At 69.2% G+C, this 26,846-nt stretch carries 22 protein-coding genes, 2 tRNA genes and 1 other RNA gene; 11 read left to right on the top strand and 14 right to left on the bottom strand.

The window, feature by feature from the left end:
• Positions 1–27: 27 nt before the first annotated feature.
• Genes A9O67_RS09615 through rimP form a run of 8 tightly spaced genes read right to left on the bottom strand, consistent with a single transcriptional unit; the run spans position 28 to position 10,248 of the window.
• The gene (locus A9O67_RS09615) at positions 28–1,158 is read right to left on the bottom strand and encodes an enoyl-CoA hydratase/isomerase family protein (protein ID WP_068609574.1); all 1,131 of its coding nucleotides are present in this window, start codon (positions 1,156–1,158) and stop codon (positions 28–30) included.
• A complete protein-coding gene (locus A9O67_RS09610) occupies positions 1,155–2,033 on the bottom strand; it encodes a DMT family transporter (protein ID WP_068609572.1) in 879 nt (292 codons plus the stop codon). The genes A9O67_RS09615 and A9O67_RS09610 overlap by 4 nt, the downstream gene beginning before the upstream one ends.
• A complete protein-coding gene (typA, locus tag A9O67_RS09605; RefSeq protein WP_068609570.1) occupies positions 2,030–3,865 on the bottom strand; it encodes a translational GTPase TypA in 1,836 nt (611 codons plus the stop codon). Before typA ends, A9O67_RS09610 begins: the two co-directional genes overlap by 4 nt.
• Complete coding sequence (truB, locus tag A9O67_RS09600; RefSeq protein ID WP_068609568.1) at positions 3,862–4,821, bottom strand: tRNA pseudouridine(55) synthase TruB; 960 nt, start codon at positions 4,819–4,821, stop codon at positions 3,862–3,864. Before truB ends, typA begins: the two co-directional genes overlap by 4 nt.
• Positions 4,818–5,192 carry a 30S ribosome-binding factor RbfA gene (gene rbfA, locus A9O67_RS09595; protein WP_068609565.1) on the bottom strand — a complete coding sequence of 125 codons (375 nt, stop codon included), beginning with the start codon at positions 5,190–5,192 and terminating at the stop codon, positions 4,818–4,820. The genes truB and rbfA overlap by 4 nt, the downstream gene beginning before the upstream one ends.
• A 9-nt stretch (positions 5,193–5,201) precedes the next feature.
• Positions 5,202–8,105: a translation initiation factor IF-2 gene (gene infB / locus A9O67_RS09590; RefSeq protein ID WP_068609563.1), complete on the bottom strand. Its 2,904-nt coding sequence runs from the start codon at positions 8,103–8,105 to the stop codon at positions 5,202–5,204.
• A 28-nt stretch (positions 8,106–8,133) separates the two neighbouring features.
• Positions 8,134–9,633, bottom strand: a complete 1,500-nt coding sequence (gene nusA, locus A9O67_RS09585) for a transcription termination factor NusA (RefSeq protein WP_068609561.1) — start codon at positions 9,631–9,633, stop codon at positions 8,134–8,136.
• A 33-nt stretch (positions 9,634–9,666) separates the two neighbouring features.
• Positions 9,667–10,248 (bottom strand): ribosome maturation factor RimP, encoded by a 582-nt coding sequence (rimP, locus tag A9O67_RS09580; protein ID WP_068609559.1) that lies wholly within the window; start codon positions 10,246–10,248, stop codon positions 9,667–9,669.
• A 185-nt stretch (positions 10,249–10,433) separates the two neighbouring features.
• On the opposite strand from rimP, the gene A9O67_RS09575 reads away from it, so the two are divergent.
• The 6 genes from A9O67_RS09575 to A9O67_RS09550 all read left to right on the top strand — a co-directional run bounded on the left by A9O67_RS09575 (position 10,434) and on the right by A9O67_RS09550 (position 15,215).
• Positions 10,434–11,093, top strand: a complete 660-nt coding sequence (locus A9O67_RS09575; protein ID WP_068609556.1) for a glutathione binding-like protein — start codon at positions 10,434–10,436, stop codon at positions 11,091–11,093.
• 3 nt (positions 11,094–11,096) lie between these two features.
• Positions 11,097–11,173, top strand: a tRNA-Pro gene (locus A9O67_RS09570).
• 14 nt (positions 11,174–11,187) lie between these two features.
• Positions 11,188–11,264 (top strand) — tRNA-Arg (locus A9O67_RS09565).
• 14 nt (positions 11,265–11,278) lie between these two features.
• Complete coding sequence (gene map / locus A9O67_RS09560; protein WP_269451565.1) at positions 11,279–12,112, top strand: type I methionyl aminopeptidase; 834 nt, start codon at positions 11,279–11,281, stop codon at positions 12,110–12,112.
• A 63-nt stretch (positions 12,113–12,175) separates the two neighbouring features.
• Positions 12,176–14,845, top strand: coding sequence for a [protein-PII] uridylyltransferase (locus tag A9O67_RS09555; protein WP_068609552.1), 2,670 nt, complete (start codon positions 12,176–12,178; stop codon positions 14,843–14,845).
• 37 nt (positions 14,846–14,882) lie between these two features.
• Positions 14,883–15,215, top strand: a complete 333-nt coding sequence (locus A9O67_RS09550) for a cytochrome c (RefSeq protein ID WP_068609550.1) — start codon at positions 14,883–14,885, stop codon at positions 15,213–15,215.
• Here the strand turns inward: A9O67_RS09550 and ligA are convergent.
• From ligA to dnaX, 5 genes are all read right to left on the bottom strand, one after another.
• The gene (gene ligA / locus A9O67_RS09545; RefSeq protein WP_068609974.1) at positions 15,184–17,295 is read right to left on the bottom strand and encodes an NAD-dependent DNA ligase LigA; all 2,112 of its coding nucleotides are present in this window, start codon (positions 17,293–17,295) and stop codon (positions 15,184–15,186) included. The two genes, A9O67_RS09550 and ligA, sit on opposite strands and share 32 nt — an antisense overlap.
• Positions 17,296–17,391: 96 nt before the next feature.
• Positions 17,392–18,375, bottom strand: a complete 984-nt coding sequence (locus tag A9O67_RS09540; protein WP_068609548.1) for an ABC transporter substrate-binding protein — start codon at positions 18,373–18,375, stop codon at positions 17,392–17,394.
• A gap of 147 nt (positions 18,376–18,522) precedes the next feature.
• On the bottom strand, positions 18,523–19,122 hold the full coding sequence (gene recR, locus A9O67_RS09535) for a recombination mediator RecR (RefSeq protein WP_068609546.1): 600 nt from the start codon (positions 19,120–19,122) through the stop codon (positions 18,523–18,525).
• A gap of 29 nt (positions 19,123–19,151) precedes the next feature.
• A complete protein-coding gene (locus A9O67_RS09530; RefSeq protein ID WP_068609539.1) occupies positions 19,152–19,484 on the bottom strand; it encodes a YbaB/EbfC family nucleoid-associated protein in 333 nt (110 codons plus the stop codon).
• 26 nt (positions 19,485–19,510) lie between these two features.
• Positions 19,511–21,244 (bottom strand): DNA polymerase III subunit gamma/tau, encoded by a 1,734-nt coding sequence (dnaX, locus tag A9O67_RS09525; RefSeq protein WP_068609537.1) that lies wholly within the window; start codon positions 21,242–21,244, stop codon positions 19,511–19,513.
• Between the two features lie 34 nt (positions 21,245–21,278).
• Between dnaX and ffs the strand changes: the two genes are divergently transcribed.
• The 5 genes from ffs to A9O67_RS09500 all read left to right on the top strand — a co-directional run bounded on the left by ffs (position 21,279) and on the right by A9O67_RS09500 (position 25,465).
• Positions 21,279–21,375, top strand: an RNA gene (gene ffs / locus A9O67_RS09520) — signal recognition particle sRNA small type.
• Positions 21,376–21,423: 48 nt separating this feature from the next.
• Positions 21,424–21,756: a thioredoxin TrxA gene (trxA, locus tag A9O67_RS09515; RefSeq protein WP_068609536.1), complete on the top strand. Its 333-nt coding sequence runs from the start codon at positions 21,424–21,426 to the stop codon at positions 21,754–21,756.
• A 252-nt stretch (positions 21,757–22,008) separates the two neighbouring features.
• On the top strand, positions 22,009–23,274 hold the full coding sequence (gene rho / locus A9O67_RS09510; protein ID WP_068609535.1) for a transcription termination factor Rho: 1,266 nt from the start codon (positions 22,009–22,011) through the stop codon (positions 23,272–23,274).
• A gap of 84 nt (positions 23,275–23,358) precedes the next feature.
• Positions 23,359–23,613 carry a type B 50S ribosomal protein L31 gene (locus A9O67_RS09505; RefSeq protein ID WP_068609972.1) on the top strand — a complete coding sequence of 85 codons (255 nt, stop codon included), beginning with the start codon at positions 23,359–23,361 and terminating at the stop codon, positions 23,611–23,613.
• A 151-nt stretch (positions 23,614–23,764) separates the two neighbouring features.
• Positions 23,765–25,465 carry a hypothetical protein gene (locus tag A9O67_RS09500; protein ID WP_068609534.1) on the top strand — a complete coding sequence of 567 codons (1,701 nt, stop codon included), beginning with the start codon at positions 23,765–23,767 and terminating at the stop codon, positions 25,463–25,465.
• Between the two features lie 23 nt (positions 25,466–25,488).
• Here the strand turns inward: A9O67_RS09500 and phoR are convergent, their stop codons facing one another.
• Entirely contained in the window at positions 25,489–26,811 is a 1,323-nt protein-coding gene (phoR, locus tag A9O67_RS09495) for a phosphate regulon sensor histidine kinase PhoR (protein WP_068609533.1), read from the bottom strand.
• Positions 26,812–26,846 lie beyond the last annotated feature (35 nt).

The following is a 26,846-nucleotide window of genomic DNA, read 5'->3' as shown; positions in this document are numbered from 1 at the left end:
GGCGGCGCCGGCCGCCGGAGGGACGAATCAGCGCAAATGCCCGAGCGGATGCGCGTGCGCGGGCCAGGGGCTGTCGAAGAACGGCGCCACCATCGCCGCCGTCACGTCCTCGATGCGCGCCGGGTTCCAACGCGGCTGCTGGTCCTTGTCCACCGCCAGGGCGCGGATGCCCTCGACCGTCTCCCCCTCGGCTGGCGAGCGCCCCAGATGGCGGGGATGGAAGCAATGGCGCACCAGGTCCCGCTCCAGGCGCAGATCCTCGGCCAGGGTCATGCCCCGCGCGCGCCGCACATGTTCCAGCACCACATGCAGCATCAGCGGGCTGCGCAGGCGCAGTGTGGCCAGGGCCTGTGCCGCCGCGTCCGTGCCGGCCGCCTGCAGCGCCTGCACGATGCCGCCCACGGTGTCGGCACCAAAGGCGGCATCCACCTCTGGCGCCAGCGGCGCCACGGTGCGAGGCCCCGCGCTGCGCCAGCCGGCCTGCGCCGTCCACCCACGCCACGCAGCCTCGAACGCCTGGGGGCTATCCGCCTGCACGGTGGCGAGTGCGTCCCACGCGCGCGGCAGATCGGCCGCGGGGGCGGCCACATCGGCCAGGCCCCAGGCCAGCGCCGCATCCGCCCCGACGACCACCCCGGTCAGCCCCAGATACTCCCCGACATGCCCCGGGCAGCGGCTCAGGAAATGCCCTCCGCCGACATCTGGGAACAGCCCGATGTTGGTCTCGGGCATGGCCATCTTGGTGCGCTCGGTGACGATGCGGCAGCGCCCGCCCTGGCTGATGCCCATACCGCCACCCATGACGATGCCGTCCATGAAAGCGATATACGGCTTGGGGTAGGTAAAGATCAGGTGGTTGAGGGCGTACTCCTCGGTAAAGAAGTCCTCCAGCCGCGGATCGCCCGCCAGCGCGGCCTGATGGAAGAAGCGGATGTCCCCGCCCGCGCAAAAGGCCCCGAACGGCCCGTCCTTGGAGGTGCCGCGAATCGCCACCGCCACCACGGCGGGGTCATCGCGCCAGGCGAGCAACGCCTCGGCGAGCGCCCGGATCATGCCCAGATCCAGGGCATTGAGGGCCTTGGGTCGGTCGAGGGTGATGCGCCCGACGCCGTTGGGCGTGCGCTCGATGTGGACGAAATCGCTCCAGCGCGAAGTCATGGGGATGTCTCCTTCCGTTGGGTCAACCACAAGTGGGTCAGCAATGCGCCCAGCACCAGGGCGCCGCCTTGCCAGACGGCGGGCGAAGGCACCTCGCCCGCGCCCAGCCACGCCAGCACGATGCCAAAGAGCACCTCCAGCAAGGCCAGCATCGAAACCTCGGTGGGCTTGAGCACACGCGCGCAGACGACGGCCAGCACGCACGGCACCGCCAGTTGCCACACGCCCAGCCCCGCCAGCCACGCCACGTCGTGCGCGCTGGCCCGCAGCGGCCAGGCCAGCGGCAGCGTCACCGCCGCCGACACGGCGGCGCCCACCAGCACGGCGGGCACCAAATCCACCCCGTGCCCTTCGCGCTGGCTGCGCTGCACCAGATTCCAGTTGAAGGCGCCCCCCAGCGGGGCGCCCAGCGCCACCACGCTGCCCAGCCAGCCGCCCTCGCCCAGTTGGCGCGCAAACATCCATGCGATGCCCAGGCCCGCCACCACGATGGCCGCCCAGGTCTGTCGCGCCAGCCGCTGCCCGAAGAACAGGCGCGAGATGAGCGCCGTCAGCAGCGGCCCGGCCGCCAGCGTGATCAGCACATTGGCCACACTGGTCAGCGCCAGCGCGATCATGAAGGCGGTGAACATGACCGCCCAGCACACCCCCGACCACCACAGAGCGCGGCCGCTGGTGACCATCCGGCGCCACACGCCGCGACCCTGCCACAGAGGCAGGATCAGCGCCAGCGACAGCGCGGTGAACGCGCTGCGCCAGAAGGTGATCTCGAACGCCTGCGCCTGCTCGAGCTGGCGCGTGACCACGCCCGCCGTCGCCCACAGGAACGTCACCGCCACCATCAGGGCGACGGCCTGCCCGTGACGCAGCGTCATGCGCCTTCCCGCGCGGCGCGCTTGCGCTCGTGCTCCTTCAGGTAGCGCTTGCGCAGGCGGATGCTCTTGGGCGTGATTTCCACCAGCTCGTCATCCTCGATGAACTCGACCGCGTACTCCAGCGTCAGCTCGATGGGCGGGGTGATCTTGATCGCATCCTCCTTGCCCGAGACGCGGAAATTGGTCAGCTGCTTGGTGCGCGTCGCATTGACCACCAGGTCGTTATCGCGGTTGTGCACGCCGACGATCATGCCCTCGTACACCGGGTCGCCGGCCTTGACGAACATGCGGCCGCGATCGTCCAGCTTGCCCAGCGCGTAGGTGAAGATCTCGCCGTCGTCCATGCTGATGAGCACGCCGTTCTTGCGACCGCCGATGTCGCCCTTGTGCGGCTCGTAGCCGTCAAAGATATTGGAGATCAGGCCCGAGCCGCGCGTGAGGTTGAGGAATTCGTTGGAAAAACCGATCAGCCCCCGCGCCGGGATGCGGTACTCCAGCCGCACGCGGCCGCGGCCGTCGGGCTCCATGTTCACCAACTCTCCCTTGCGCTCGCCCAGCGCCTGCATCACGCCGCCCTGGTGCTGCTCCTCGATGTCGCAGGTCACCAGCTCGATCGGCTCGCACCGCACGCCGTCGATCTCTTTGAACACGACGCGCGGCTTGCTCACGGCCAGCTCGTAACCCTCGCGGCGCATGTTCTCCAGCAGGATGGTCAGGTGCAGCTCGCCCCGGCCCGAGACTTCGAAGACTCCGTCCTCGCCCGTCTCGCGCACGCGCAGCGCCACGTTGGATTGCAGCTCCTTTTGCAGCCGGTCCCAGATTTGCCGGCTGGTGACGAACTTGCCCTCACGCCCGGCCAGCGGCGAGGTGTTGACGCAAAAATTCATCGTCAGCGTCGGCTCGTCGATCTTGAGCATGGGCAGCGGCCGCGGGTTGGCGATGTCGGTGACCGTCACACCGATGCCGATCTCGTCGATGCCGTTGATCAGCACGATGTCGCCCGGCCCGGCCTCGCTCACCTGCACCCGGTCCAGCCCCTGGAACTTGTGCACCTGGTTGATGCGGCCCTTGAACTGCCGGCCGTCCGGCCCCTCCATGACCAGCACGTCCATTGCCGGCCGCAGCGTGCCGGCGTTGATGCGGCCCACGCCAATGCGGCCCACGAAGCTGTTGTAGTCCAGCGCCGAAATCTGCAGTTGCAGCGGCGCAGCGGGATCGCCCTCGTGGGCGGGCACATGTTTGAGGATGGTCTCGAACAGCGCGGACATGTCCGGCCCCCAGCGCTCGCCAGGCGCCCCCTCGGTCAGCGACGACCAGCCGTTGATGCCCGAGGCATACACCACCGGAAAATCCAGCTGCTCGTCGGTCGCCCCCAGCTTGTCGAACAGGTCGAACGCGGCGTTGATCACCTTGTCGCAATTGGCCCCGGGCTTGTCCACCTTGTTGACCACCACGATGGGCTTGAGGCCCAGCGCCAGCGCCTTCTTGGTCACGAAACGTGTCTGCGGCATCGGCCCTTCCTGGGCGTCGATCAGCAGCAGCACGCCATCCACCATGGACAGCGCGCGCTCGACCTCGCCGCCAAAGTCGGCGTGGCCCGGTGTGTCCACGATGTTGATGTGCGTGCCGTTCCAGCGCACGGCGCAGTTCTTGGCCAGGATGGTGATGCCGCGCTCGCGTTCGAGCGCGTTGCTGTCCATGACCGTGTCCTCCACCTTCTCATGGGCGGCAAAGGTGCCGGACTGGCGCAGCAGTTGGTCGACCATGGTCGTTTTGCCGTGGTCGACGTGGGCGATGATCGCGATGTTGCGAATCGGGGGGCGGGAGGTCATGGTGCAGCCTGTTGCAGATATTGGGAAACTTCGGTGGGCGCGAGCAGACGCGCCGGAATCAATTCGCCGCCGGCACAGCGGGCGGTGCCCAGCAGGGCCCGCGGGCGGTCGCCGAACACGGCAACCAGTTCAGCGGGCGGCCACGGGCCGCGGCGGCGCAAACCGCTCAGAAAACGGCCCGCATCGCGCTCATCCAGCACGACGCGCGGCGCGCCCTCCAGCAAGGTCTCGGGGGGCAGCAGGCAGCGCAGGCGTTGCGGTGGAGACAGGGCTTCCAGCGCGTCCAGCGTGATCGCCTGCGGCAGCGTCAGCCCCCCGGTGGCGGTGCGCCGCAGCGCGGTCAGGTGCGCGCCACAGCCCAGCGCCGCGCCGATGTCCTCGGCCAGCGTGCGCACATAGGTGCCTTTGCTGCAGCGCACTCGCAGGCGCAGCGCGGCGGGGTCGTCGGGCATCGGCTCCAGCGTCAACGCATGGATCGTCACGCGGCGCGGCGCGCGCTCGACCTCGATGCCCGCACGCGCATATTCGTACAGCGCCTTGCCGTCCTTTTTGAGGGCACTGTGCATCGGCGGAATCTGCTCGATCACGCCGGTGAAGCGGCGCGCCAGCTCGGCCAGCCGCGAGGGGGTCAGCCGGGCCGCGTCCACCGGCGCGGTGGCGATCACCTCGCCCTCGGCATCGCCGGTGGTGGTGCGCACACCCAGGCGCAGCACGGCCTCGTAGGCCTTGTCGGCCTCCAGTTGCACCTGCGCAAACTTGGTGGCCGCGCCCAGACACACCGGCAACAGCCCGCTGGCCAGCGGGTCGAGGGTGCCGGTGTGGCCGGCCTTTTCGGCCGCCAGCAGCCATTTGACCTTGGACACCGCCGCCTGCGCGGACAAACCGACGGGTTTGTCCAGCAGCAGCACCCCATGCACGGGGCGCCGCGGCACCCGTGCACGGGGCTCGGCCGTCATGTCGCGTCCTCGTCCTTGCCGCGCGAGGCGACCGCCTTGGCGATCAGGGCGTTCATGTCCGCCGCCCGCTCAATGGAGCGGTCGTAGACGAAGTGCAGCGTCGGCACCGTGTGGATGTGCAGCCGCTTGAACAAGGCATTGCGCAAAAAGCCCGCGCCCTGGTTGAGCGCGTCCTGGCTGTCTTGCGGGTCGCCGACCAGCACGCTGAAGTACACCTTGGCGTGCGCATAGTCGGGCGACACCTCAACGGCCTGGATGGTGACCATGCCCAGACGCGGATCCTTGAGCTCGCGCGGGATCAGCTCGCTCAGGTCGCGCTGGATCTGGTCGGCCACCTTCAGGCCGCGGTTGGATGCCTTTCTCGTCGCCATGCGGGTCTCTTACAGCGTGCGCGCGATTTCCTTGATCTCGAAGAACTCCAACTGATCCCCTTCCTGGATGTCGTTGTAGTTCTTGAGCTTGATGCCGCACTCGAAGCCTTCCTTGACCTCGCGCACATCGTCCTTGAAGCGCTTGAGCGACTCCAGCTCGCCGGTGTAGATGACCACATTGTCGCGCAGCAGGCGGAAATGCGCGCTGCGTGTGACGTGGCCCTGCGTGACCATACAGCCCGCCACGGTGCCGATCTTGGAGGCGACGAAGACGCTGCGGATCTCGGCCATGCCGATGACTTCCTCGCGCTTCTCGGGCGCGAGCAGCCCCGCCATCGCGGCCTTCAGGTCGTCCACCGCGTCGTAGATGATGTTGTAGTAGCGGATCTCGACGTCGCTGGCCTCGGCCACCTTGCGCGCGTTGGCGTCGGCGCGGGTGTTGAAGCCGATGATGATGGCCTTGGACGCGATCGCCAGGTTGACGTCGGATTCGCTGATGCCGCCCACGCCCGCGTACACGAGCTGCACCCGCACCTCGTCGGTGGAGAGCTTGAGCAGCGCGGCCGACAGCGCCTCCTGCGAGCCTTGCACATCCGCCTTGATGATGATGGGCAGGGTCTTGACCTCGCCCGCCGCCATCTCGGCAAACATGTTCTCCAGCTTGGCCGCCTGTTGCTTGGCCAGCTTGGTGCTGCGGTACTTGCCGGCGCGGTAGGTGGCGATTTCGCGCGCGCGGCGCTCATCGGCCATGACCATGAAGTCGTCGCCCGCCAGCGGCACCTCGGCCAGGCCCTGGATCTCCACCGGGATGGACGGCCCGGCTTCCTTGACCGGACGGCCGGCCTCGTCGAGCATGGCGCGCACCCGGCCATAGGTCTGACCGGCCAGCACCACGTCGCCGACGCGCAGCGTACCCGACTGCACCAGGGCGGTCGCCACGGGGCCGCGGCCTTTGTCCAGCCGCGCCTCGATCACCAAGCCCTTGGCCTTGGCGTCCACCGGGGCCTTCAGCTCCAGCACCTCGGCCTGCAGCAACACGTTTTCCAGCAGCTCGTCGATGCCCTGGCCGGTCTTGGACGACACGCCAATGAAGGGCGAATCGCCGCCATACTCCTCGGGCACCACCTCCTCGGCCACCAGCTCCTGCTTGACGCGGTCGGGGTTGGCCTCGGGCTTGTCGATCTTGGTGAGCGCCACCACGATCGGCACCCCCGCCGCCTTGGCGTGCTTGATCGCCTCGCGCGTCTGCGGCATCACGCCGTCGTCGGCCGCCACCACCAGGATGACGATGTCGGTGGCCTGCGCGCCGCGCGCCCGCATGGCGGTGAACGCTTCGTGACCCGGCGTGTCCAGGAAGGTGACGACGCCGCGCGGCGTCTCGACGTGGTAGGCGCCAATGTGCTGGGTGATGCCACCGGCCTCGCCCGCGGCGACCTTGGCGCGGCGGATGTAGTCCAGCAGCGAGGTCTTGCCGTGGTCGACGTGGCCCATGACCGTGACGACCGGCGGGCGGGGCTTCTCCTCGCCCTGGTACAGCACCGCTTCCTCTTCCGAGAAGGCCTCCGGGTCGTCCAGGGCCGCGGCCACCGCCTTGTGGCCCAGCTCCTCGACGACGATCATCGCCGTGTCCTGGTCCAGCGACTGGTTGATGGTCACCATCTGACCCAGCTTCATGAGCTGCTTGATGACCTCGGACGCCTTGAGCGCCATCTTGTGGGCCAGTTCGGCCACGGTGATGGTCTCAGGCACGTGCACTTCGATGACACGCTGCTCGCTGGCGGGGGCGGCAGAGGCGCCGCGCTCGTCCCGTCCGCCGCGGCCGGGCTTGCCCTTCGGGCCGGCGCGCCAATTGCTGCCCGAGCGTGCCGGACCGCTGTCGCCGCGCGTCTTGAGCTCCTTCTTCTTGCCGGCCTCGTCCTTCCACGACGACGACAGCGCCTCGGACTTGACCTCCTTCTTGGCCGAAGGCGCCGCCGGTGCGCCGGCGGGCGGACGCGCGGGCGTGCCCGCGGGCTTGTGCAGCGTGCCCTTGATGCCCGGCTTGGCTTCGGCCGCGGGCTTGGGTTCCTCGGGCTTCTTGGCCACCAGCACCTTGCGCGGCTGGGCCATCATGGCCCGGATGGCTTCCGCCTCGGCCAGCGCCTTGCGGCGACGTTCTTCGATTTCGCGCACGCGGGCTTCCTCGGCCGCTTTTTCGGCGGCCTTCTCGGCGGCTTGCTCCGCCGCCCGGCGGGCCTGCTCCGCCTGTTCGGCCTCGGCGCGCTCGGCTGCCGCGCGCACCGCCTCATCGGCCGCCGGTTGGGCCGGGGCCGCGGGCTCGTCGGCGACCGACTCGCCGGTCGTGGCGACGGCGGTTTCGGCGCGGGCCTTCAGGGCCGCCGCCTCGCGCTCGGCTCGGGCCCGGGCTTCGGCCGCTTCGCGGGCCAGCCGGGCCTCCTCGGCGGCGCGGGCCTCGGCCTCTTCGCGCTCGCGGCGCTTGCGGGCGAGTTCTTCCTCTTCCTGACGCAGGCGCTCCGCCTGCAGCCGCGCCTCTTCTTCCAGCCGGGCCAGTTCGGCCGCCTGCGCCGCTTCCTCGGCCTGGGCGGCAGCGTCGCTGGCGCGCTCGGCCTCGTCGTCGCGCTTGACGAAAGTGCGCTTCTTGCGCACCTCCACTTGGATGGTGCGCGCACGGCCGGAGGCGTCGGCTTGCTTGATCTCGGTGGTCGAGCGCTTGGTCAGCGTGATCTTGCGCCGCTCCTGCCCCAGGGTGCCGTGGGCGGCCTTGAGGTGGGCGAGCAGGCGCTGCTTGTCCGCCTCGGTGACGGGGTCGCTGCCGGCGTGCTTGTCCACACCAGCGGCGACGAACTGCTCCAGCAGCAGCGAGACGGGTTTGTTCAGTTCGGCGGCGAATTCGGCGACGGTGTTACTCGACATACGGTGTCCTTCTCCTCGGCTGGGCTGTTCACGAACGCGCGGACGATGCATCGCCGGCGAACCAGTGTTCGCGCGCCTTCATGATCAGGGCCGTCGCTTCCTCGCGGCTCTGTCCCGTGATCTCGACCAATTCGTCGACGGCCAGATCGGCCAGGTCGTCGAGCGTGTGCACACCGGCATCGGCCAGCTTGGCGATCAGGTCGGTGGTCAGCCCGTCCAGATCGCGCAGATCCTGCGAGACCTCCTCGACGCTTTCCTCCTTGGCGATCTCCATCGTCAGCAGCGCGTCCTTGGCGCGGGCGCGCAGCTCGTTGACGGTGTCCTCGTCGAAGGCCTCGATCTCCAGCATCTCTTGCAGCGGCACATAAGCCACTTCCTCGAGGCTGGTGAAGCCTTCCTCGATCAAGATGTCGGCGATCTCCTCGTCGACGTCGAGCTTGCTCATGAACAGCTCGCGCAGCGCCTGGCGCTCCTGGGCCTGCTTCTCGGCCGATTCCTCGGCCGTCATGATGTTGATCTTCCAGCCCGTCAAGTCGGATGCGAGCCGGACGTTCTGCCCGCCGCGGCCGATGGCGATGGCCAGGTTTTCCTCGTCGACGACCACGTCCATCGCGTGCCGCTCTTCATCGACGACGATGGACTGCACATTGGCCGGTGCCAACGCGCCGATCACGAACTGGGCCGGATCGTCGCTCCACAGCACGATGTCCACGCGCTCGCCGGACAGCTCGTTGGTCACCGCGTTGACGCGCGAGCCGCGCACTCCGACACAGGTGCCGATGGGGTCGATGCGGCGGTCGTGCGACAGCACGGCGATCTTGGCGCGACTGCCCGGATCGCGCGCGCAGGCCTTGATCTCCAGCAGGCCCTGCTCGATCTCGGGCACCTCCTGGCGGAACAGCTCGATCATGAACTCCGGGCTGGCGCGCGACAGCAGAATGGGCGCGCCCCGCAGGGTCGGGTCCACCTCGATGATGAGGGCGCGCACGCGGTCGCCCGAGCGGAAGTTTTCCTTCGGGATCATCTCGCTGCGCTTGAGCCGCCCTTCGACACGGCCGCTCTCGACGATCACATCGCCCTTGTCCAGCCGCTTGACGGTGCCCACGAAGATCTTGTCGCCACGCGACAGAAAATCGTTGAGCAGCATCTCGCGCTCGGCGTCACGGATCTTTTGCAGGATCACCTGCTTGGCCGCCATCGCGCCGATGCGGCCAATGGGCACGCTCTCGATCGGCTTTTCGATGAAATCGCCCACCTGGATGCCGGGGTGGTCCTCCACGGCGTCGGAGTACAGCTCCTCGGCATCGGGGTTTTGCAGGCCGGCCTCATCCGGCACCACCTTCCAGCGCTGGAAGGTTTCGTAGGCGCCGGTGTCGGGGTCGATCGACACCCGCACGTCCACCTCGCCGCCCAGCAGCTTTTTGGTGGCCGACGCCAGCGCGGACTCCACCGCGCCCAGCACGACGCGCGGCTCCACGTTCTTCTCGCGCGAGATGGCATCGATCAACATCAACATTTCGCGGTTCATTGCTCTGGCCTGCCTTTCACTGCCTGCGTACTCTTATGCGTTACCGGCGGCGCCGCGCGGGCGACGCCCCTTGAAATCCACGATCGGCGCCAGCCGTGCCTCGCGCACCTCGTCGAGCGTGAAGCCGAGCACCTGCACGGCTGCGGGCTCGGCGGGGCGGCGCGACGACTTGGCGGCCGGTTTGGCGGGCGCGTCCTCGACCAGCTCGAGCTGCCACGCCCCGGGCGCCTCGCCGCGGCGCAAGACGCCACGAAACTTTTTGCGCCCCGGCGCCACCGCCCCCGCGCCGGCCGCCCCGATGGGCGCGCGCAGCGTGACATCGACGGTCTCGCCGACGAAGCGCTCGTAATCGCGGGCGTGGCGCAGCGGGCGGTCGATACCGGGCGACCCCACCTCGAGGCGGCGATAGTCCACGGCCTCGACCTCCAGGACATACTGGAGCTGGCGTGTGACGCGCTCGCAGTCCTCGACGGTGATGAAGCGCTCCTGCGCCTGCGTCGCATCCCAGGGCCAATCGATGGTCACGCGCAGCAAGCCGCCGGCGGACCGCTCCAGGTCCACCAAGTCATATCCGAGCCCGACCACCGTCTGCTCCACCACCTGCTGCCAGCTCATGCGTCCCGTTTTCGCCTTTCGTGTCGGCACCGGGCGGTGCCTGATTGCGCCTTGCGCTGGATGGCGCTCGATCGCGTTCGACCAAAAAAAATGGGCCGGTGTGCACCCGCCCATTCGGTCGTGAGATCATTATTCTACCACCCTAGGTCAGAATTCGCACTCCCTCCACCCACCCGCCCACCGCCATGATCGACGTCTATTCCTGGCCCACCCCCAACGGCCACAAGGTCCACATCGCACTCGAGGAGTGCGGCTTGCGCCTGGGGCGCGACTGGCGGGTGCATCCCGTGGACATCGGCAAGGGCGAGCAGTTCGCCCCCGACTTTCTGCGCATCAGCCCCAACAACAAAATCCCCGCCATCGTCGACCCCGATGGCCCGGACGGCAAACCGATTGCGCTGTTCGAGTCCGGCGCGATTCTGCTCTACCTGGCCAGCAAAACCGGCAAACTGCTGCCCAAGGGCGAGCGCCAGCGCTGGGAGGTGCTGCAGTGGCTGATGTTCCAGGTCGGCGGCGTCGGCCCCATGCTGGGCCAAGCGCACCATTTTCGGATATACGCACCGCAAAAAATCGACTACGCCGTCGACCGCTACACCAACGAGGCGCGTCGCCTGTACGGCGTGATGGAGCGCCGCCTGCAAAGCAGCCCCTGGCTCGGCGGGCGCAGCTACAGCATCGCGGACGTGGCGACCTTCCCCTGGGTGCGCGTGTGGCAAAACCAGGGCGTGGCGCTGTCCGACCACCCCGCGGTGCAGGCCTGGCTGGACCGCATCGCCGCGCGTCCCGCGGTGCAGCGCGGCCTCGCGACCCTGGCCAATGCCCGCCCGCAGGTACAATCGCGCTGATGTCGGAGCGTAGCGCAGTCTGGTAGCGCATCTGCTTTGGGAGCAGAGGGTCGAAGGTTCGAATCCTTTCGCTCCGACCACAAACAAACCCCTGCCGTCCGTAGCTCAGCCGGATAGAGCAACGGCCTTCTAAGCCGTGGGTCGGGGGTTCGAGCCCCTCCGGACGGGCCATCCGCACACGCACGATTCACGACATGACAGCCACCATCAAGGACGCCGCAGGCATCGAGGGCATGCGCACCGCCGGACGTCTGGCGGCAGAGGTGCTGGACTACCTGACACCGCACGTGCGGCCGGGCGTCACCACCAACGAGCTGGACCGCCTGGCGCACGACTACATCGTGCACGTCCAGCAGGCCATCCCCGCGCCGCTCAACTACGCCCCCAGCGGCTACCAGCCCTACCCCAAGAGCATCTGCACCTCGGTCAACCACGTCGTCTGCCACGGCATCCCCAACGACAAGCCGCTCAAAAAAGGCGACATCGTCAACATCGACGTCACCGTCATCAAGGACGGCTGGCATGGCGACACGAGCCGCATGTTTCTGGTCGGTGAGGTGCCCCCGCACGCGCGGCGCTTGTGCCAGGTGACCTACGAGGCCATGTGGAAAGGCATCGAGCAGGTCCGCCCCGGCGTGCGCCTGGGCGATATCGGGCACGCGATCCAGACCTACGCCGAGAGCGCCGGTTACAGCGTGGTGCGGGAGTTCTGCGGCCACGGCATCGGTCAGCGCTTTCACGAGGACCCGCAGGTGCTGCACTACGGCCGCCCCGGCACGGGGATGGAAATCAGGCCGGGCATGACGTTCACCATCGAACCCATGATCAACCAGGGCCGGCGCGAGATCCGCGAGATGGGCGACGGCTGGACGATCATCACCAAGGACCGGTCGCTGTCCGCGCAGTGGGAGCACACCGTGCTGTGCACCGAAGACGGCTACGAGATCCTGACCCGGTCGGCCGGCATGCCGGCGTCGCCCCCCTTCGTCTCGGCAGCGGCCAGCCCGGCTGCGGCTTGACGCAGCCGCTGGAGGTCGCCGCTGGATGCCGTATCTGGCCCCGGTCTTGCTTGTGACCGAGCCATGTCCGCCCCACCCTGCCCCGCCCCAGCCGACCGTCTGGACATCGCCGCGCTGCGGCAGCACTACCGCGATGCCAAGCGCGGGGTGCTGCACGCCATCGAGGGCCTGAGCGGCCGCTCGCGCGGCGTGCGCGTTCTGTTGCGGCGGCTGAGCCGCCTGACCGACGACACACTGCGCACGCTGTGGGCGGCCTCCGGACTGCCGGACACGCTGGCGCTGGTGGCCGTGGGCGGCTACGGGCGGGGGGAGCTGTTCCCCTACTCCGACGTCGATGTGCTGGTGCTGCTGCCCGACGGCGTCCGCGCCGAGGCGGATGCGGCGCTCAAGGCCGCGCTGGAGCGCTTCATCGGCCACTGCTGGGACATCGGGCTGGAGATCGCCTCCAGCGTGCGCACCGTGACCGAATGCCTGCAGGAGGCGGCCGCCGACATCTCGGTGCAAACCGCGCTGCTGGAAAGCCGCTGGCTGGCCGGGGACCGGCGGCGCTTCGTCGCGCTGGGCCGCGCGCTGGACGAGCAGATCGACCCGCTGGCGTTTTGCCGCGCCAAGCAGTTCGAGATGCAGCAACGCCACCAGCGCTACGAGAACACGCCCTACGCGCTGGAGCCCAATTGCAAGGAATCGCCGGGCGGGCTGCGTGACCTGCAGGTGATCCTGTGGGTCGCCAAGGCCGCCGGTTTCGGCCACACCTGGGGCGAACTCGCGCGCCGCGGGCTGGCCACGGCGCGCGAGGCCCGCCAGCTCAAGGCCAACGAGGCGCTGTTGAGCCTCATCCGCGCCCGTCTGCACACCCTGGCCCAGCGGCGCGAGGACCGCCTGGTGTTCGACCTGCAGACCGCGCTGGCGGCCTCGTTCGGCATCGAGGCCGAGGGCACGGGCGACGGCAGCCGCGAGCAATCGGCGCGCCGCGCGCGCAAGGCCAGCGAGCGGCTCATGCGGCGCTACTACTGGGCGGCCAAGGCGGTGACGCAGCTCAACCAGATCCTGCTGCTCAACATCCAGGAGCGCCTGGAGCGCGACGAGCACGGGATGGAGCCCCCGCGCCCGCTGAACCCGCGCTTTCTGGACAAGGGCGGCCTGCTGGAGGTGGCCAGCGACGACCTGTATCTCCAGCAGCCGCACGCGATCCTGGAAACCTTTTTGCTGTACCAGCAAATCCCGGGCATCAAGGGCTTGTCCGCGCGCACGCTGCGGGCCTTGTACAACGCCCGCCCCATCATGAATGCGGCGTTTAGGCGCGATCCCGTCAACCGCCGCACCTTCGTGCAGATGCTGCAGCAGCCGCAGGGCATCACACATGCCTTCCGGCTGATGAACCAGACCTCGGTGCTGGGGCGCTACTTGTGGCCGTTTCGCAATACGGTCGGCCAGATGCAGCACGACCTGTTCCACGTCTATACGGTGGATCAGCACATCCTGATGGTGCTGCGCAACATGCGGCGCTTTTTCATCCCGGAGCATGCGCACGAGTACCCGTTTTGCTCGCAGCTGGCGGCCGGCTGGGACAAGCCGTGGGTGCTGTACGTCGCGGCGCTGTTCCACGACATCGGCAAGGGCCGGGGCGGCGACCATTCCGTGCTGGGCGCGCGGGACGTGCTGACCTTCGCGCGCCAACACGGCATCGATCGCGAGGATGCGGCGCTGATCCGCTTTCTGGTCGCGGAGCACCTGACCATGAGCCAGGTGGCCCAGAAAGAGGACATCAGCGATCCGGACGTCATCCGCGCGTTTGCGCGGCGCGTGGGCGACGAGCGGCACCTCACGGGCCTGTACCTGCTGACCGTGGCCGACATCCGCGGCACCAGCCCCAAGGTCTGGAACGGCTGGAAAGCCAAGCTGCTGGAGGACCTCTACCGCGCCACCCTGCGCGCGCTCGGCGGCGGGTCGCCGGACCCCCACGCCGAAATCGAAGCCTGCAAGCGCGAAGCGCTCGCGCTGCTGGCCCTGCACGCCCTGCCGCACCAGGCCCACCAGGCGCTGTGGTCACGGCTGGATGTCGGCTACTTCATGCGCCACAGCGCCGACGAGATCGCCTGGCATACACGCCACCTCTCGCGCGCGCTGGCGCAGGCCGCGCCGGGCGCGCCGCTCACCCTGGTGCGCGCCCGCCTGTCCCCCGCCGGCGAGGGGCTGCAGGTGCTCGTCTACACGGACGACCAGCCCGATCTGTTTGCCCGCATTTGCGGCTACTTCGACCAGGCCGGCTTTTCCATTCTGGACGCCAAGATCCACACCACGGGCGACGGCCGCGCCCTCGACACCTTTCAGGTCGCGACGGAAACCCTGTCCGAACACTACCGCGAGCTGGTGGGCATGGTCGAAAGCGGCCTGCCGCGCGCGCTGGATCCGGCCACGCCGCTGCCCCCGCCGGGGCGCGGCCGCGTCTCGCGCCGCGTGCGCAGCTTTCCGGTCGTGCCGCGCGTGCAGCTGCAGCCGGACGAGCGGGGCCAGCGCTGGCTGCTGAGCCTCTCGGCCAGCGACCGCAAGGGGCTGCTCTACCGCATCGCGGGGGTGTTCGCCCGCCACCGGGTGCAACTGCAGCTCGCCAAGGTCACGACGCTGGGCGAGCGGGTGGAGGACACCTTCGTCATCTCCGGCCCCGCGCTCCACGTCCACCGCGAGCAGGCCCTGTTGACGCAGGATCTGCTGGCGGTGCTGGACGAAACCTGAGCGCTGGATTTATAGTGCCGCCACAAGGAGGTGCGGCATGGTCCTTTCACACGTTTGGCCCCTGATCGTGGGGATGGTGCTGTTGATCCCGACGCTCAGCCGCGGCGAAGTCCCCGCGATCTTCCGCGGCGCCGATCTGGCCGCGGGCGAACAGCTCATCCGCCAGCACCGCTGTGCCCAGTGCCACACCGAGAAGGTGGGCGGCGACGGCAGCGGCATCTACCGTCCGCTCGGCCGCATCAACACCCCCGGGTTGCTGCGCGGCATGGTGGAGCAATGCAACGCTTCACTCAACCTGCAGATGTGGCCGGAAGAGGTGACGGCGGTGGCGGCGGTCCTCAACCGGGATCACTATCGCTTCCGGGACTGACGGCGCCGGGGTTGTCCAGCAAGGCGATCAGGCCCGCTTCGTCGAGGATCGGCACGCCCAGCTCCCGCGCCTTGTCGAGCTTGCTGCCGGCGGCTTCGCCCGCCACCACCCAGTCGGTCTTGCGGCTGACCGAGCCCGCCACTTTACCGCCCGCCGCTTCGATGCGGGCCTTGGCCTCCTCGCGCGTCAGGGTGGGCAAGGTGCCGGTCAGCACGAAGGTCTTGCCGCTCAGCGGCAGCGGTTCGGCCTTGGCGTCGCCGTCGTGCTCGGGCCAGTGCACGCCGCTGGCGCGCAATTGCTCCACCACCTCGCGGTTGTGCGGCTGCGCAAAAAAGGTGTGGATGCTGTTCGCCACCACCGGCCCCACGTCGGGCACGCGCAGCAGGTCGTCCACCGACGCGTCCATGATGGCGTCCAGCCGCCCGAAGTGGCGGGCCAGATCGCGCGCCGTACTTTCGCCGACGTGGCGGATGCCCAGGCCAAACAGAAACCGCGCCAGCGTCGTGGACTTGGACGCCTCGATGGCCGCCAGCACATTGGAGGCCGATTTGTCCGCCATGCGATCCAGCCCGACCAGCGACGACAGGCCCAGCCGGTACAGGTCCGCCACGCCGCGCACGACGTTGCCGTCCACCAACTGATCGACCAGCTTTTCGCCCAGGCCCTCGATGTCCATGGCTCGGCGCTGCGCGAAGTGCAGGATCGCCTGCTTGCGCTGGGCGGGGCAGTACAGCCCCCCCGAGCAGCGGTGGTCGACCTCGTCCGCCTCGCGCACCACCGCGCTGCCACAGACGGGGCAGGCCGACGGCATCACGAAGGGCTCGCCGCGCGGCTGCGGCAGGGGCGGCGCCACGGCCACCACTTCCGGGATCACGTCGCCGGCGCGGCGCACGATCACGGTATCGCCCACCCGCACGTCCTTGCGCGCCACTTCGTCGGCGTTGTGCAGCGTCGCATTCGTCACGGTCACCCCACCGACGAACACCGGCTCCAGCTTGGCCACGGGCGTGAGCTTGCCCGTGCGCCCCACCTGCACGTCGATCGCCAGCACCCGGGTGAGCTGCTCCTGCGCGGGGAACTTGTGCGCGATCGCCCAGCGCGGCTCGCGCGTGACGAAGCCCAGGGTGCGCTGCCAATCCAGCCGATCCACCTTGTACACGACGCCATCGATATCGAAGGGCAGCGCGTCGCGGCGCGCCCCGATGTCGCGGTGGTAGGCCGCCAGGGCCTCGCCCCCTTCGCAGCGGCGCACCAAGTCCGACACGGGAAAGCCCCAGTCGCGCAGCGCCTGCAGCACCTGCCAATGGGTCCCTCCCTCGGGGCCGTCACCCAAAGCGGCGGGCCATTCGCCCACGCCATAGGCAAAAAAACTCAGCGGGCGCGACGCCGTGACGGCCGGGTCCAACTGGCGCACGGCGCCGGCGGCGGCATTGCGCGGGTTGACGAACGTCTTGTCGCCCCGGGCGCGCTGGCGTTCGTTGAGCGCCTCGAAATCGTCGCGGCGCATGTACACCTCACCGCGCACCTCCAGCCGCTCGATCTCCGCCCCCGCCCCCCGCAGGCGCAATGGAATCTGGCCGATGGTGCGGATGTTTTGCGTCACGTCCTCGCCGGTTTCGCCATCGCCGCGCGTTGCGGCGCGCACCAGCAAACCGTGCTCGTACAGCAGCCCGATCGCCAGACCGTCGAACTTGGGCTCGGCCACGTAGACCACCGGCGGGTCGTCCGGGCCCAGCGCCAGCTCCTTGCGGATACGGGCGTCGAAGGCCAGGGCGGCGCCTGCCTCGGTATCGGTTTCGGTGCGGATGCTGAGCATCGGCACCGTGTGGCGCACCGGCTCAAAACCTTCCAGCGGGCGCCCCCCGACGCGTTGGGTGGGCGAATCGGGCGTGACCCAATCGGGGTGTCGCGCCTCGATGGCCTGTAGCTCGGCGAAGAGGCGGTCGTACTCGGCGTCCGGGATTTCGGGGTCGTCGAGCACATAGTAGCGCCACGCATGGTGATGGAGGGCACGGCGCAAGGCCTCGGCACGCCGCCATTCGGGATCGGCCACCGCCCCCGTGGGCAAGGCGGCGAACAGATCGGGTTGCGGGGACGGATCGGGGGCAGAGGATGGTGCGGACACGGCCCCGATTATCCATCCGCGCATCCCCCCGAGCGACGATGCGGCGCCTTTTCAAGGCGTAGAGACCAACCGAGCGGTGTAGAGGCGCGCTGGCTCCAGACCGTCGTACTGGTGTCCCTGCGGCAGCGAACGCAAGACCCGCAACACGTTGTGGATGGCGCGCTCGTCCACCGCACCGTCCACGGCAAACGACTCCCCGGTGTGCATGATGACGGACAGAAATGCCCCGGGGTCACCGGCAAAGCCGGCGAGACCGGCATGGGGGGCCAGGTCCATCGGCCCGGCCGTCTGCAACCAGCGCAGCGCCCGCTGAACGGCACGGGCAACGGCCTGCAATTCGGCCGCGTGCGATTCGACCATGGCTGCGGGGGTGCTCAGCCCCGCGCACAGCACGGGGCCGCCAAGCAGGCGCAGGCTCTCGCTCAGGTGGCGGGTGTCCGTGACGACCCGGATGGCCCCTCGGCGTTGCAGGCCCGTCAACAGCGGGTCGCCCACGCAGACGGCATCCACCTCGCCGAGCAGAAACGCGGCCTGCGCCCGCTGCGCCGTGGGCAGGGCGACGAACTGCGCGGGGCGCGGCTGGGCCCCATGGGCCTGCACCACCAACCACGCAATCCGTTGGGCCAGACGGCTCGTCTGCGGCACCCCGATGCGGGCATCCTGCAGTTGCAGGGGCAGCTCCGCGCCGGCCCGCAACGGATGCCGCAGACCAAAGCCCAGTTGCGGTGTCCGCGCCAGGGTCAGAAACACCAGCTCCGGCTGTCCTTGCAGGTGCTGCCGCAGCACGGTGTCGAAGCCCCCCGCGCTCACCCGCACGGGCGGGCGTGCCCCCGGCAGCGCCTGCGGCGGCCGCTCGCTCCAGGGCTCGAACGCCACAGGCACGCCTTCGGCAGAGAAATACCCCAGGCGCTCCGCCAGCCGAACCGGCAGGACTTTGAGGGGCGCATCGGTCTGCCACTGGATCGTGACCGGGCGCAGCGTCGCCGCCCGCACGCGCACCGCGGCGGCAGCGACCACCGCCGTCATCGCCCCCATGCGCAAGCACCGCCGCCTGTCCATCGCCGTCGCCTCGTCGCCGCCCGTGCGGGCCGTTGGCGTCAGCGTACGCCGCCCCAGGCCCGGCAGGCATCGGGATCTGCCCCATGCGGGAAGACCCGGACGACGCCCAACACGGCGTTCGTGTCAGCGCCGATCGGCCAGCGCGTGGGCGATGGTGCCCAGGTCCACGTACTCCAGCTCGCTGCCGACGGGCACCCCGCGCGCCAGCCGCGTGGCCTTCAGGCCCAGGGCCCGCGCCAGTTCACCCACGACATGGGCGGTGGCCTCGCCTTCGGCGGTGAAGTTGGTGGCCAGGATCACCTCGCGAACCGGCGGCTGCGCCTGGAGGCGTTCCAGCAGCGGACGCACACCGATGTGGTCGGGGCCGATGCCGTCCAACGGGCTGAGCCGCCCCATCAACACGAAGTAGCGGCCGCGATAGGCCCCGGTGCGCTCCAGCGCCGCCTGGTCGGCGGGCGTCTCCACCACGCAGAGCAGGCCGGTGTCGCGGGACGGATCGGCGCAGGTAGGGCACACCTCCTCTTCCGAAAAGGTGTGGCACAGCGCACAGTGCCGGATGCCTTCGGCCGCGGCCTGCAGCGCCTGCGCCAGTTGCAGCGCGCCGTCGCGGTCGTGCTGCAGCAGGTGGTACGCCATGCGGGAGGCCGACCGCGCCCCCACGCCGGGCAGACGTTGCAGCGCCTGCACGAGCCGATCGAGCCGCCGCGAGGCCGACGGGGCCATGGGGGACGGGGGCCGAACCAATGGCGCCGTCAGAACGGGAACTTCATGCCGCCGGGCAGCCCCGGCATGCCGGCCGTCACTTTGGCCATGCGCTCCTGCGTGGTCTCTTCGACCTTGCGCACGGCGGCGTTGAAGGCGGCCGCCACCAGATCTTCGAGCATGTCCTTGTCGTCGGCCAGCAGGCTGGGGTCGATGGTCACGCGCTTGACGTCGTGCTTGCCCGTCATGACCACTTTGACCAGCCCCGCGCCGGATTCGCCGGTGACTTCCATTTGGGCCAGCTCCTCCTGCGCGCGCTTGAGGTTGTCCTGCATGGCCTGGGCCTGCTTCATCAGGCCCGCGAGTTGTCCTTTGTTGAACATGGTTGGCGACTTTCGTGAATGCGGATTCAGACGGCGGCAGCGCCGTCGACGGGCTGGATGCTACCAGGGACGATGGTGGCCCCGTACTCGTGCATCATGGCCTGGACGAAGGGGTCGGACAGAATGGCGGCCTCGGCCGCCGCCTGTCGGGCACGGCGGGCCGCCGCCCGCCGTTCGGCCGGGGAGTCGGGGGCCGGCCCCACCTCCACGACCAGGCGCCAGTCCTCCCCCACCCCCAGATGCTCGACCAGGGCGGCGCGCAGGCGCTCGCGCGGGGTGTCCTGGGCCAGGGTGGTGCGCGGCACGCGCAAGCGCCACCCCTCGGCACGGCGCTCGATCAGCTCGGCCTGCAGCGCCAGCTCGCGCGCCAGGGCCTGTACGCGCCCGGCCGCCTCCAACGCCTCGACCACACGCGCCCATTCGTCGCCGAGCGACCCATCGGGTGTCGCCTCGCCATCGGTTGCCACAGGGGGCGGTATGGTCGTATCCGGTGGCGGCCCCGCTGGTGGTGGCGATGCCGGTTGGGGCAATGGCTGCGGTTGAGGCGGTTCAGGCGGAGGGGGCGGACTCTCCGGCGTTTTTTTTTCCGGTACGGCCGGGGCTGCCACGGCCACGGCACCTTCGACACCCGCGGGGAGCTGCCCGGCGCTCTGTCCGCTCGGCCCATCGCCCCAAAAGGTGAGCGCCCGCAGCAACACCATGGTCAGCGCGGCATATTCGTCGGGGGCCAGACCCAATTCGCCGCGCCCGTGCAGGCACAGGCTGTAGAGCAATTGCGTGATATCGGGGGACAGCGCCGATGCCAGGGCTGCCAGCCGCGGCTCGGGCGGCTCATCGGCCCCCGCCGTACCCGTCCATTGCAGCACCGCCATGCGCTGCAGCGCGGCGACCAGTTCCTCGAGCGTCGCGGCGGGTGCCACGCCGTTGCGGCGCATGTCCTCCACGGCGGCCACCAGTGTGCGCGCGTCGCGGGCCGCCAGCGCCTCCAGCAACCCATACACGGGGTCGCGGTCCACCACGCCGAGCATCTGGCGTACTCCGGCTTCGTCCAGGCGGCCGCCGCCGAATGCAATGGCCTGATCCGTCAGGCTCAAGGCGTCGCGCATCGATCCGCGCGCGGCGCGCGAGAGCAGGCGCACGGCCTGTGCGTCCGCGGCAATGCCTTCCACTGCCAGCACGCGCTGCAGATGCTCGGCGACGGTGGCCGGCGCCATCGGCCGCAGGTTGAACTGCAGGCAGCGGCTCAGCACCGTCACCGGCACCTTCTGCGGGTCGGTGGTGGCCAGCACGAACTTGAGGTACTCCGGCGGCTCCTCCAGCGTCTTCAACATGGCGTTGAAGGCGGTGTTGGTCAGCATGTGCACTTCGTCGATCATGAAGACCTTGAAGCGCCCCTGCACCGGCTTGTAGACCGCCTGCTCCAGCAGCGTCTGCACCTCGTCGACGCCGCGGTTGGAGGCGGCGTCCAGCTCCGTGTAGTCCACGAAGCGGCCCGCGTCGATCTCGCGGCAGGCGTCGCACACGCCACACGGCGCGTCGGTGATGTCGCCCTGCCCGTCCGGGCCCGTGCAGTTGAGCGACTTGGCCAGGATGCGGGAGACCGTGGTCTTGCCCACCCCGCGCGTGCCCGTGAACAGGTAGGCGTGGTGCAGCCGCCGCGCGCGCAGCGCATTGCCCAGGGCCTGCACCACGTGCTCCTGCCCCACCATCTCGGCAAATGTCTTGGGGCGGTACTTGCGGGCCAGGACCAGATACGACATGCGGGGATTCTAGCGGTCGCATACAATGCGGGGTGACGGGCCTTCCCGCATGGTGAAGCGGCCAACCGGGTCAGGTGGGGAACCAAGCAGCCCTAACCGTGTAGCCAGTGCCGGGGTCAAGGCTCGTCACCCCCGATTTCTCCGTTGACGCGAACAAGACGACCCGAGGCCCATCCACCATGGCGAGCGACCTGATCAAACACGTGACCGATGCCACCTTCGAAGCCGACGTGCTCAAGTCGGCGACGCCGGTGCTGGTCGACTTCTGGGCCGAGTGGTGCGGGCCGTGCCGCATGATCGCCCCCATCCTGGACGAAGTGGCCGGCGCCTACCAAGGCAAGCTGCAAATCGCCAAAGTCAACGTGGACGAGAACCGGGCCATCCCCGCGCAGTACGGCATCCGCGGCATCCCCACGCTGATGCTGTTCAAGGACGGCCAATTGGCCGCCACCAAGGTGGGCGCACTGAGCAAGGCGCAACTCACCGCCTTCGTCGAGCCCTACCTGGCCTGATAGCCGTTTGCCGGCCGGCGCCTCGCGCACGGCCTCGGCCTACCTGCCGGTCTGTTGGCCGGCGGTAATGTCATAATATGCGCTGATACGGCATCGTACCTCTCGCTGCCGCGCTGCGGTCGTCAGATCGACCCACCACAGCAACCCATCCAGATGCCGGCACCGTCGGCCCCTCGTGATCCTCTCTTGCCTTAGGCGCCCGCCCCCGCGGCGGCTCGCCGATACCGCACTCCCCATCCGGAGTTGACCCCCATGCACCTGAACGAACTGAAGGCCCTGCACGTCTCGGAGCTGCTCAAGATGGCCGAGGCGCTCGAGATCGAGAACACGGGCCGCATGCGCAAACAGGAGCTGATGTTTGCCATCATCAAACGGCGCGCCAAGGCCGGTGAGCAGGTGTTCGCCGACGGCGTGCTGGAGGTGCTGCCCGACGGTTTCGGCTTCCTGCGCGACCCGAGTGCCAGCTACACAGCCAGCACCGACGACATCTACATCTCGCCCAGCCAGATCCGCCGCTTCAACCTGCACACCGGCGACATGATCGAGGGTGATGTGCGCATCCCCAAGGATGGCGAGCGCTACTTCGCCCTCAACAAGCTCGACAAGATCAACGGGCTGCCGCCGGAGCAGAACAAGCACAAGATCATGTTCGAGAACCTCACGCCGCTGTTCCCCAAGGAACAGATGAAGCTGGAGCGTGAGGGGCTCAAGAGCGAGGAAAACATCACCGGCCGCATCATCGACATCATCGCGCCGATCGGCAAGGGCCAGCGCGCGCTGATCGTCGCGCCGCCCAAGAGCGGCAAGACCGTCATGATGCAGCACATGGCGCACGCCATCACGGCCAACTACCCCGAAGTGACGCTGATGGTGCTGCTGGTGGACGAGCGCCCCGAAGAAGTGACCGAGATGCAGCGCACCGTGCGCGGCGAGGTCATCGCCTCCACCTTCGACGAGCCGGCGGCGCGCCATGTGCACGTAGCCGAAATGGTGATCGAGCGCGCCAAGCGGCTGGTGGAGCTGAAGAAGGACGTGGTGATCCTGCTGGACTCCATCACCCGGCTGGCGCGCGCCTACAACAACGTGCTGCCTTCCAGCGGCAAGGTGCTGACCGGCGGCGTGGACGCCAACGCGCTGCAGCGGCCCAAGCGCTTCTTCGGTGCCGCGCGCAACGTCGAGGAAGGCGGCAGCCTCACCATCATCGCCACCGCGCTGGTGGACACCGGCAGCCGCATGGACGAAGTGATTTTTGAAGAGTTCAAGGGCACCGGCAACAGCGAACTGCACCTGGACCGCCGCCTGTACGAAAAGCGCGTCTTCCCCTCGATCCAGCTCAGCCGCAGCGGCACGCGGCGCGAGGAACTGCTGCTGCCGCCGGAGATCCTGCAGAAGACCCGCATCCTGCGCCAGTTCTTCTACAACATGGACGAGATCGAGGCGATGGAGATGGTGCTCAAGAGCATGAAGCAGACGAAGAACAACCAGGAGTTCTTCGAGCTGATGCGCCGCGGCGGTTGAACGCGGCCGTCCGCCGTATAATGCGAAGCTTTGCAGCAAGTGCGCCGGATGGGCCGGTCGTGGCTACTGCAGCAGGAAGCGATCATGAAAGAAGGCATCCACCCGAACTACCGCGACGTGTGCTTCGTCGACCTGTCCAACGGCAACCAGTTCATCATCCGCTCGTGCGCGCCGACCAAAGAGACCATCAAGCTCGACGACGGCCGGGAGCTGCCGCTGTTCAAGCTGGAAACGTCGAGTGAGTCGCATCCCTTCTACACGGGCACGCAAAAGAGCGTGGACACCATGGGTGGCCGTGTCGAGAAGTTCCGCAACCGCTACGCGCGCGTCGGCAAGTAAGCCTTTGTGGTCGTCGGCCGCAGCCCCGCGCGGCCGAGTCCCCTGCACGAAAGCAGCCCTGCGGCTGCTTTTTTGTTGTCCGGCTCGTGTAGGCTAGCGACCCATTGACGCTCTCGCTCTCGCTCTCGCCCCCCGCCGCCCCGCCCTTGCCGTGCTGCGCCCCAATCCCGCCCTCGTCACCGCGAATGCCGCCCGCCGTCTGCCCCGCTGGGTGCCGTGGCTGTTGATCGCCGCCTACGTCCTGCCCGGCTTTCTGGGACGGGACCCGTGGCGTACGGAGGATCTGGCCGCCTTTGCCGTGATGCTGGACATGCACCATGGCGGGCCGTGGTGGACGCCCCAGGTGCTGGGCCAGCCCGCGGAGACGCTCGCATGGCTGCCCTACTGGCTGGGCGCGCTGGCCCTGGGCACCCTGCCCCTGCCGGCCGAGCTGGCCGTTCGCGTGCCCTTCGCGGGATTGCTGGGCCTGACGCTGGCGGCCACGTGGTATGCCACCTACCACTTGGCACGCGAGCCCGCCGCGCAACCGCTGAGCCTGGCTTTTGGCGGCGAAGCCCGGCCGGCGGACTACGCGCGCGCCCTCGCTGACGGTGCCCTGCTCGTTCTGGTGGCCACGCTGGGTTTGGCCATGCTGTCGCACGAGGCCACCCCGACGGCGGCGCAACTGGGGTTTGCCACGCTGGTGTTTTATGCGGTGGCGCTGGGACTGCGCTCCCCGTCCGACGCCACACGACCCGCCGTCTGGCCCAACTTGGCGCTGTGGTGGGCGGGCGCCTGGGGATGGGCGTTGTCGGGCGGCCCCGTGCCCATGCTGGCGGTCTCGGCGGCGGGCGTGTGGTGGTGGTGGCGCTGCGGGCGCCCCCCCAGGGTCTGGGGGATCGCGGCATTGGGCAGCCTGTGCGCGGCCGGCGTGGCGTTTGCGCTCGGCGCAGCGGCCGGTCAAACGGCCGAGCTCATCCCCCTGCGTTGGGGGGGCTGGTCCACGCTCGCGGCATGGCAGGGGCTGGGGCGGCTGCTTGCGTGGTTTCTGTGGCCGGCAGCGGCCTTTGCGCTCTGGACGCTGTGGCGCTGGCGCGGCCGCTGGCGTGCGCCGCACATCGGCTGGCCCGCGACGGTGGTGGTGCTGGTGCTGGGCATGACCTTTTTGAACGGTGGCGACGATCGCACCCTGCTGTTGGCGCTGCCACCGCTGGCGTCGCTGGCGGCGTTTGCCCTACCGACCCTGCGGCGCAGCGTCAGCGCGCTGATCGACTGGTTTGCGGTGCTGTTTTTTACCGGGGCGGCGGTCCTCGTCTGGCTGATCTGGATCGCCATGCAAACGGGGGTCCCGCCCAAACCCGCCGCCAACATTGCCCGGTTGGTTCCGGGGTTCGAGCCCGTGCTCGACGGGTGGCTGCTGCTGCCGGCGCTGGTCGCCACGGCGGCCTGGATCGGCCTGGTGGCCTGGCGCCTGGGGCGCTATGCGCCGGCGCTGTGGAAAGGGGTGGTGCTGTCGGCATCCGGCCTGACGCTGAACTGGGTGCTGCTCATGACCCTGTGGCTGCCGCTGCTGAACTACGGCCTGGGGCAGGCTCCGGTGTCACGGCGGATCGCCGCGCTGGTGGCGCCCGGCGATTGTGTGCTGGTGCACGGGCTGGATGCCGCGCGCATCGCCGGGCTGCAGCACCACGGCGGCCTGACGGTGCGGCGCATCGGGCAAGCGGACGCACCACGCTGCCGCTGGCTGGTGGCCTCGCCCACGGACTTTCCGGGTCTGGCCCGCAGCGAAGATCTGTCCGGCTGGCAACTGCGCACCGAAGTCCCGCGCCTGCGCGAAAACCGCGAAAAGTGGCTGGTGTTCGAGCGCCGCTGACGCTCAGGCCGGTTGGGGTGGACTCAAGCCCGCTCGCGGACGAGCACGCGCGCCGGTGGCAGGCGCAGCCGGAACGTCGAGCCGACCCCCAGCGTGCTCTCGATGAGCAACTGGCCGCCGTGCCGCTGGGCCACGTGCTTGACGATCGCCAGCCCCAGCCCGGTCCCGCCGCTGTCGCGCGAGCGGCTGCGGTCCACGCGATAGAAGCGCTCCGTCAACCGGGGCAGATGCTCCGGCGCGATGCCGGGGCCAGTGTCCGTGACGTAGAACTCGACCTCGTCGTCCGCCAACAGCCGCCAGCCCGCCTCGACACGGCCCTGCGCCGGGGTGTAGCGCACGGCGTTGGTCAGCAGGTTGCCAATGGCGCTGAGCAACTCGCCGCGCGCGCCGGCCACCTCCAGCGCCGGGCCGGGCTGCAGCACGAGCGTCTGCTGGCCGGCGTGCAGCACATCGGCCAGCGCCTGGGCCTGGGTGCCCGCCTCGGTCAGCAAATCGGCGGCCGCCACCCATTGCGAATCGTCGGGGATGGGGCTGCCCTCCAGCCGCGACAGGGTGAGCAAATCGTCTACCAGCGTTTGCATGCGCTGCGCCTGCTGCCGCATCAGCTCCAGAAAGTGCGCGCGCTCGGCCTCTTGCAGCGGCAGGGTTTGCAGGGTTTCGATGAAGCCGGCGATCACCGTCAGCGGGCTGCGGATCTCGTGCGAGACATTGGCCACGAAATCGCGCCGCATCGCCTCGGCCAGTTCGATCGTGGTGACGTCGCGCGTGAGCAGCAGGCGGCGCCCTTTGGCGTAGGGGAAGATCTGGATCGCGATGTGCTGCGGATGACCGGGGCGGGCATTGCGGCCGTCGATCTCCACCGGCTGGCTGAAGTCGCGCTGGTTGAGATAGGCGATGAAGGCCGGATCGCGGACCAGGTTGCGGATGCGCTGGCCCAGATCGCGCTTGGCGTCGAAGCCCAGATGCTCGCCCGCCATCAGATTGCACCACTCGATGGTGCCTTCCTTGCCCAACAGCACGACCCCGTTGGGCGAGGCCTGCATGGCCGCCAGCAGCTCCTGCAACCGCGCATTGCTTTTGCGCGCCTTGCGGTTCAACACCTTGAAGGCGCGCCGGGAGCGGTCTACGACCTCCCCCCACACCGAGCCGACGGCGGGCAGCCGCGCGGCGGAGGGCTCGCGCAACCACGCCAGCACCCGGCGCGCGCGCCAGTTGTCCACGGCCAGCCACACCAGCGCGCCCGCCAGGGCGCCCAGCACGCCCCAACCCGGCCCATCGGACCACAGGAGCGCCAAGCCACCCCCTGCGGCCACCAGGCCGGTCAGTTCTAACGAGCGTCGCATCATCGCCGCGCCATCATAGCGAAGCCCCTGCGCCGGGG

It is taken from the genome of Tepidimonas fonticaldi (genome assembly GCF_001675355.1).
GTDB lineage: Bacteria > Pseudomonadota > Gammaproteobacteria > Burkholderiales > Burkholderiaceae_C > Tepidimonas > Tepidimonas fonticaldi.
Note: the sequence above shows the minus strand (reverse complement) of the source record. Positions and strands in the feature narration are given on the sequence as shown.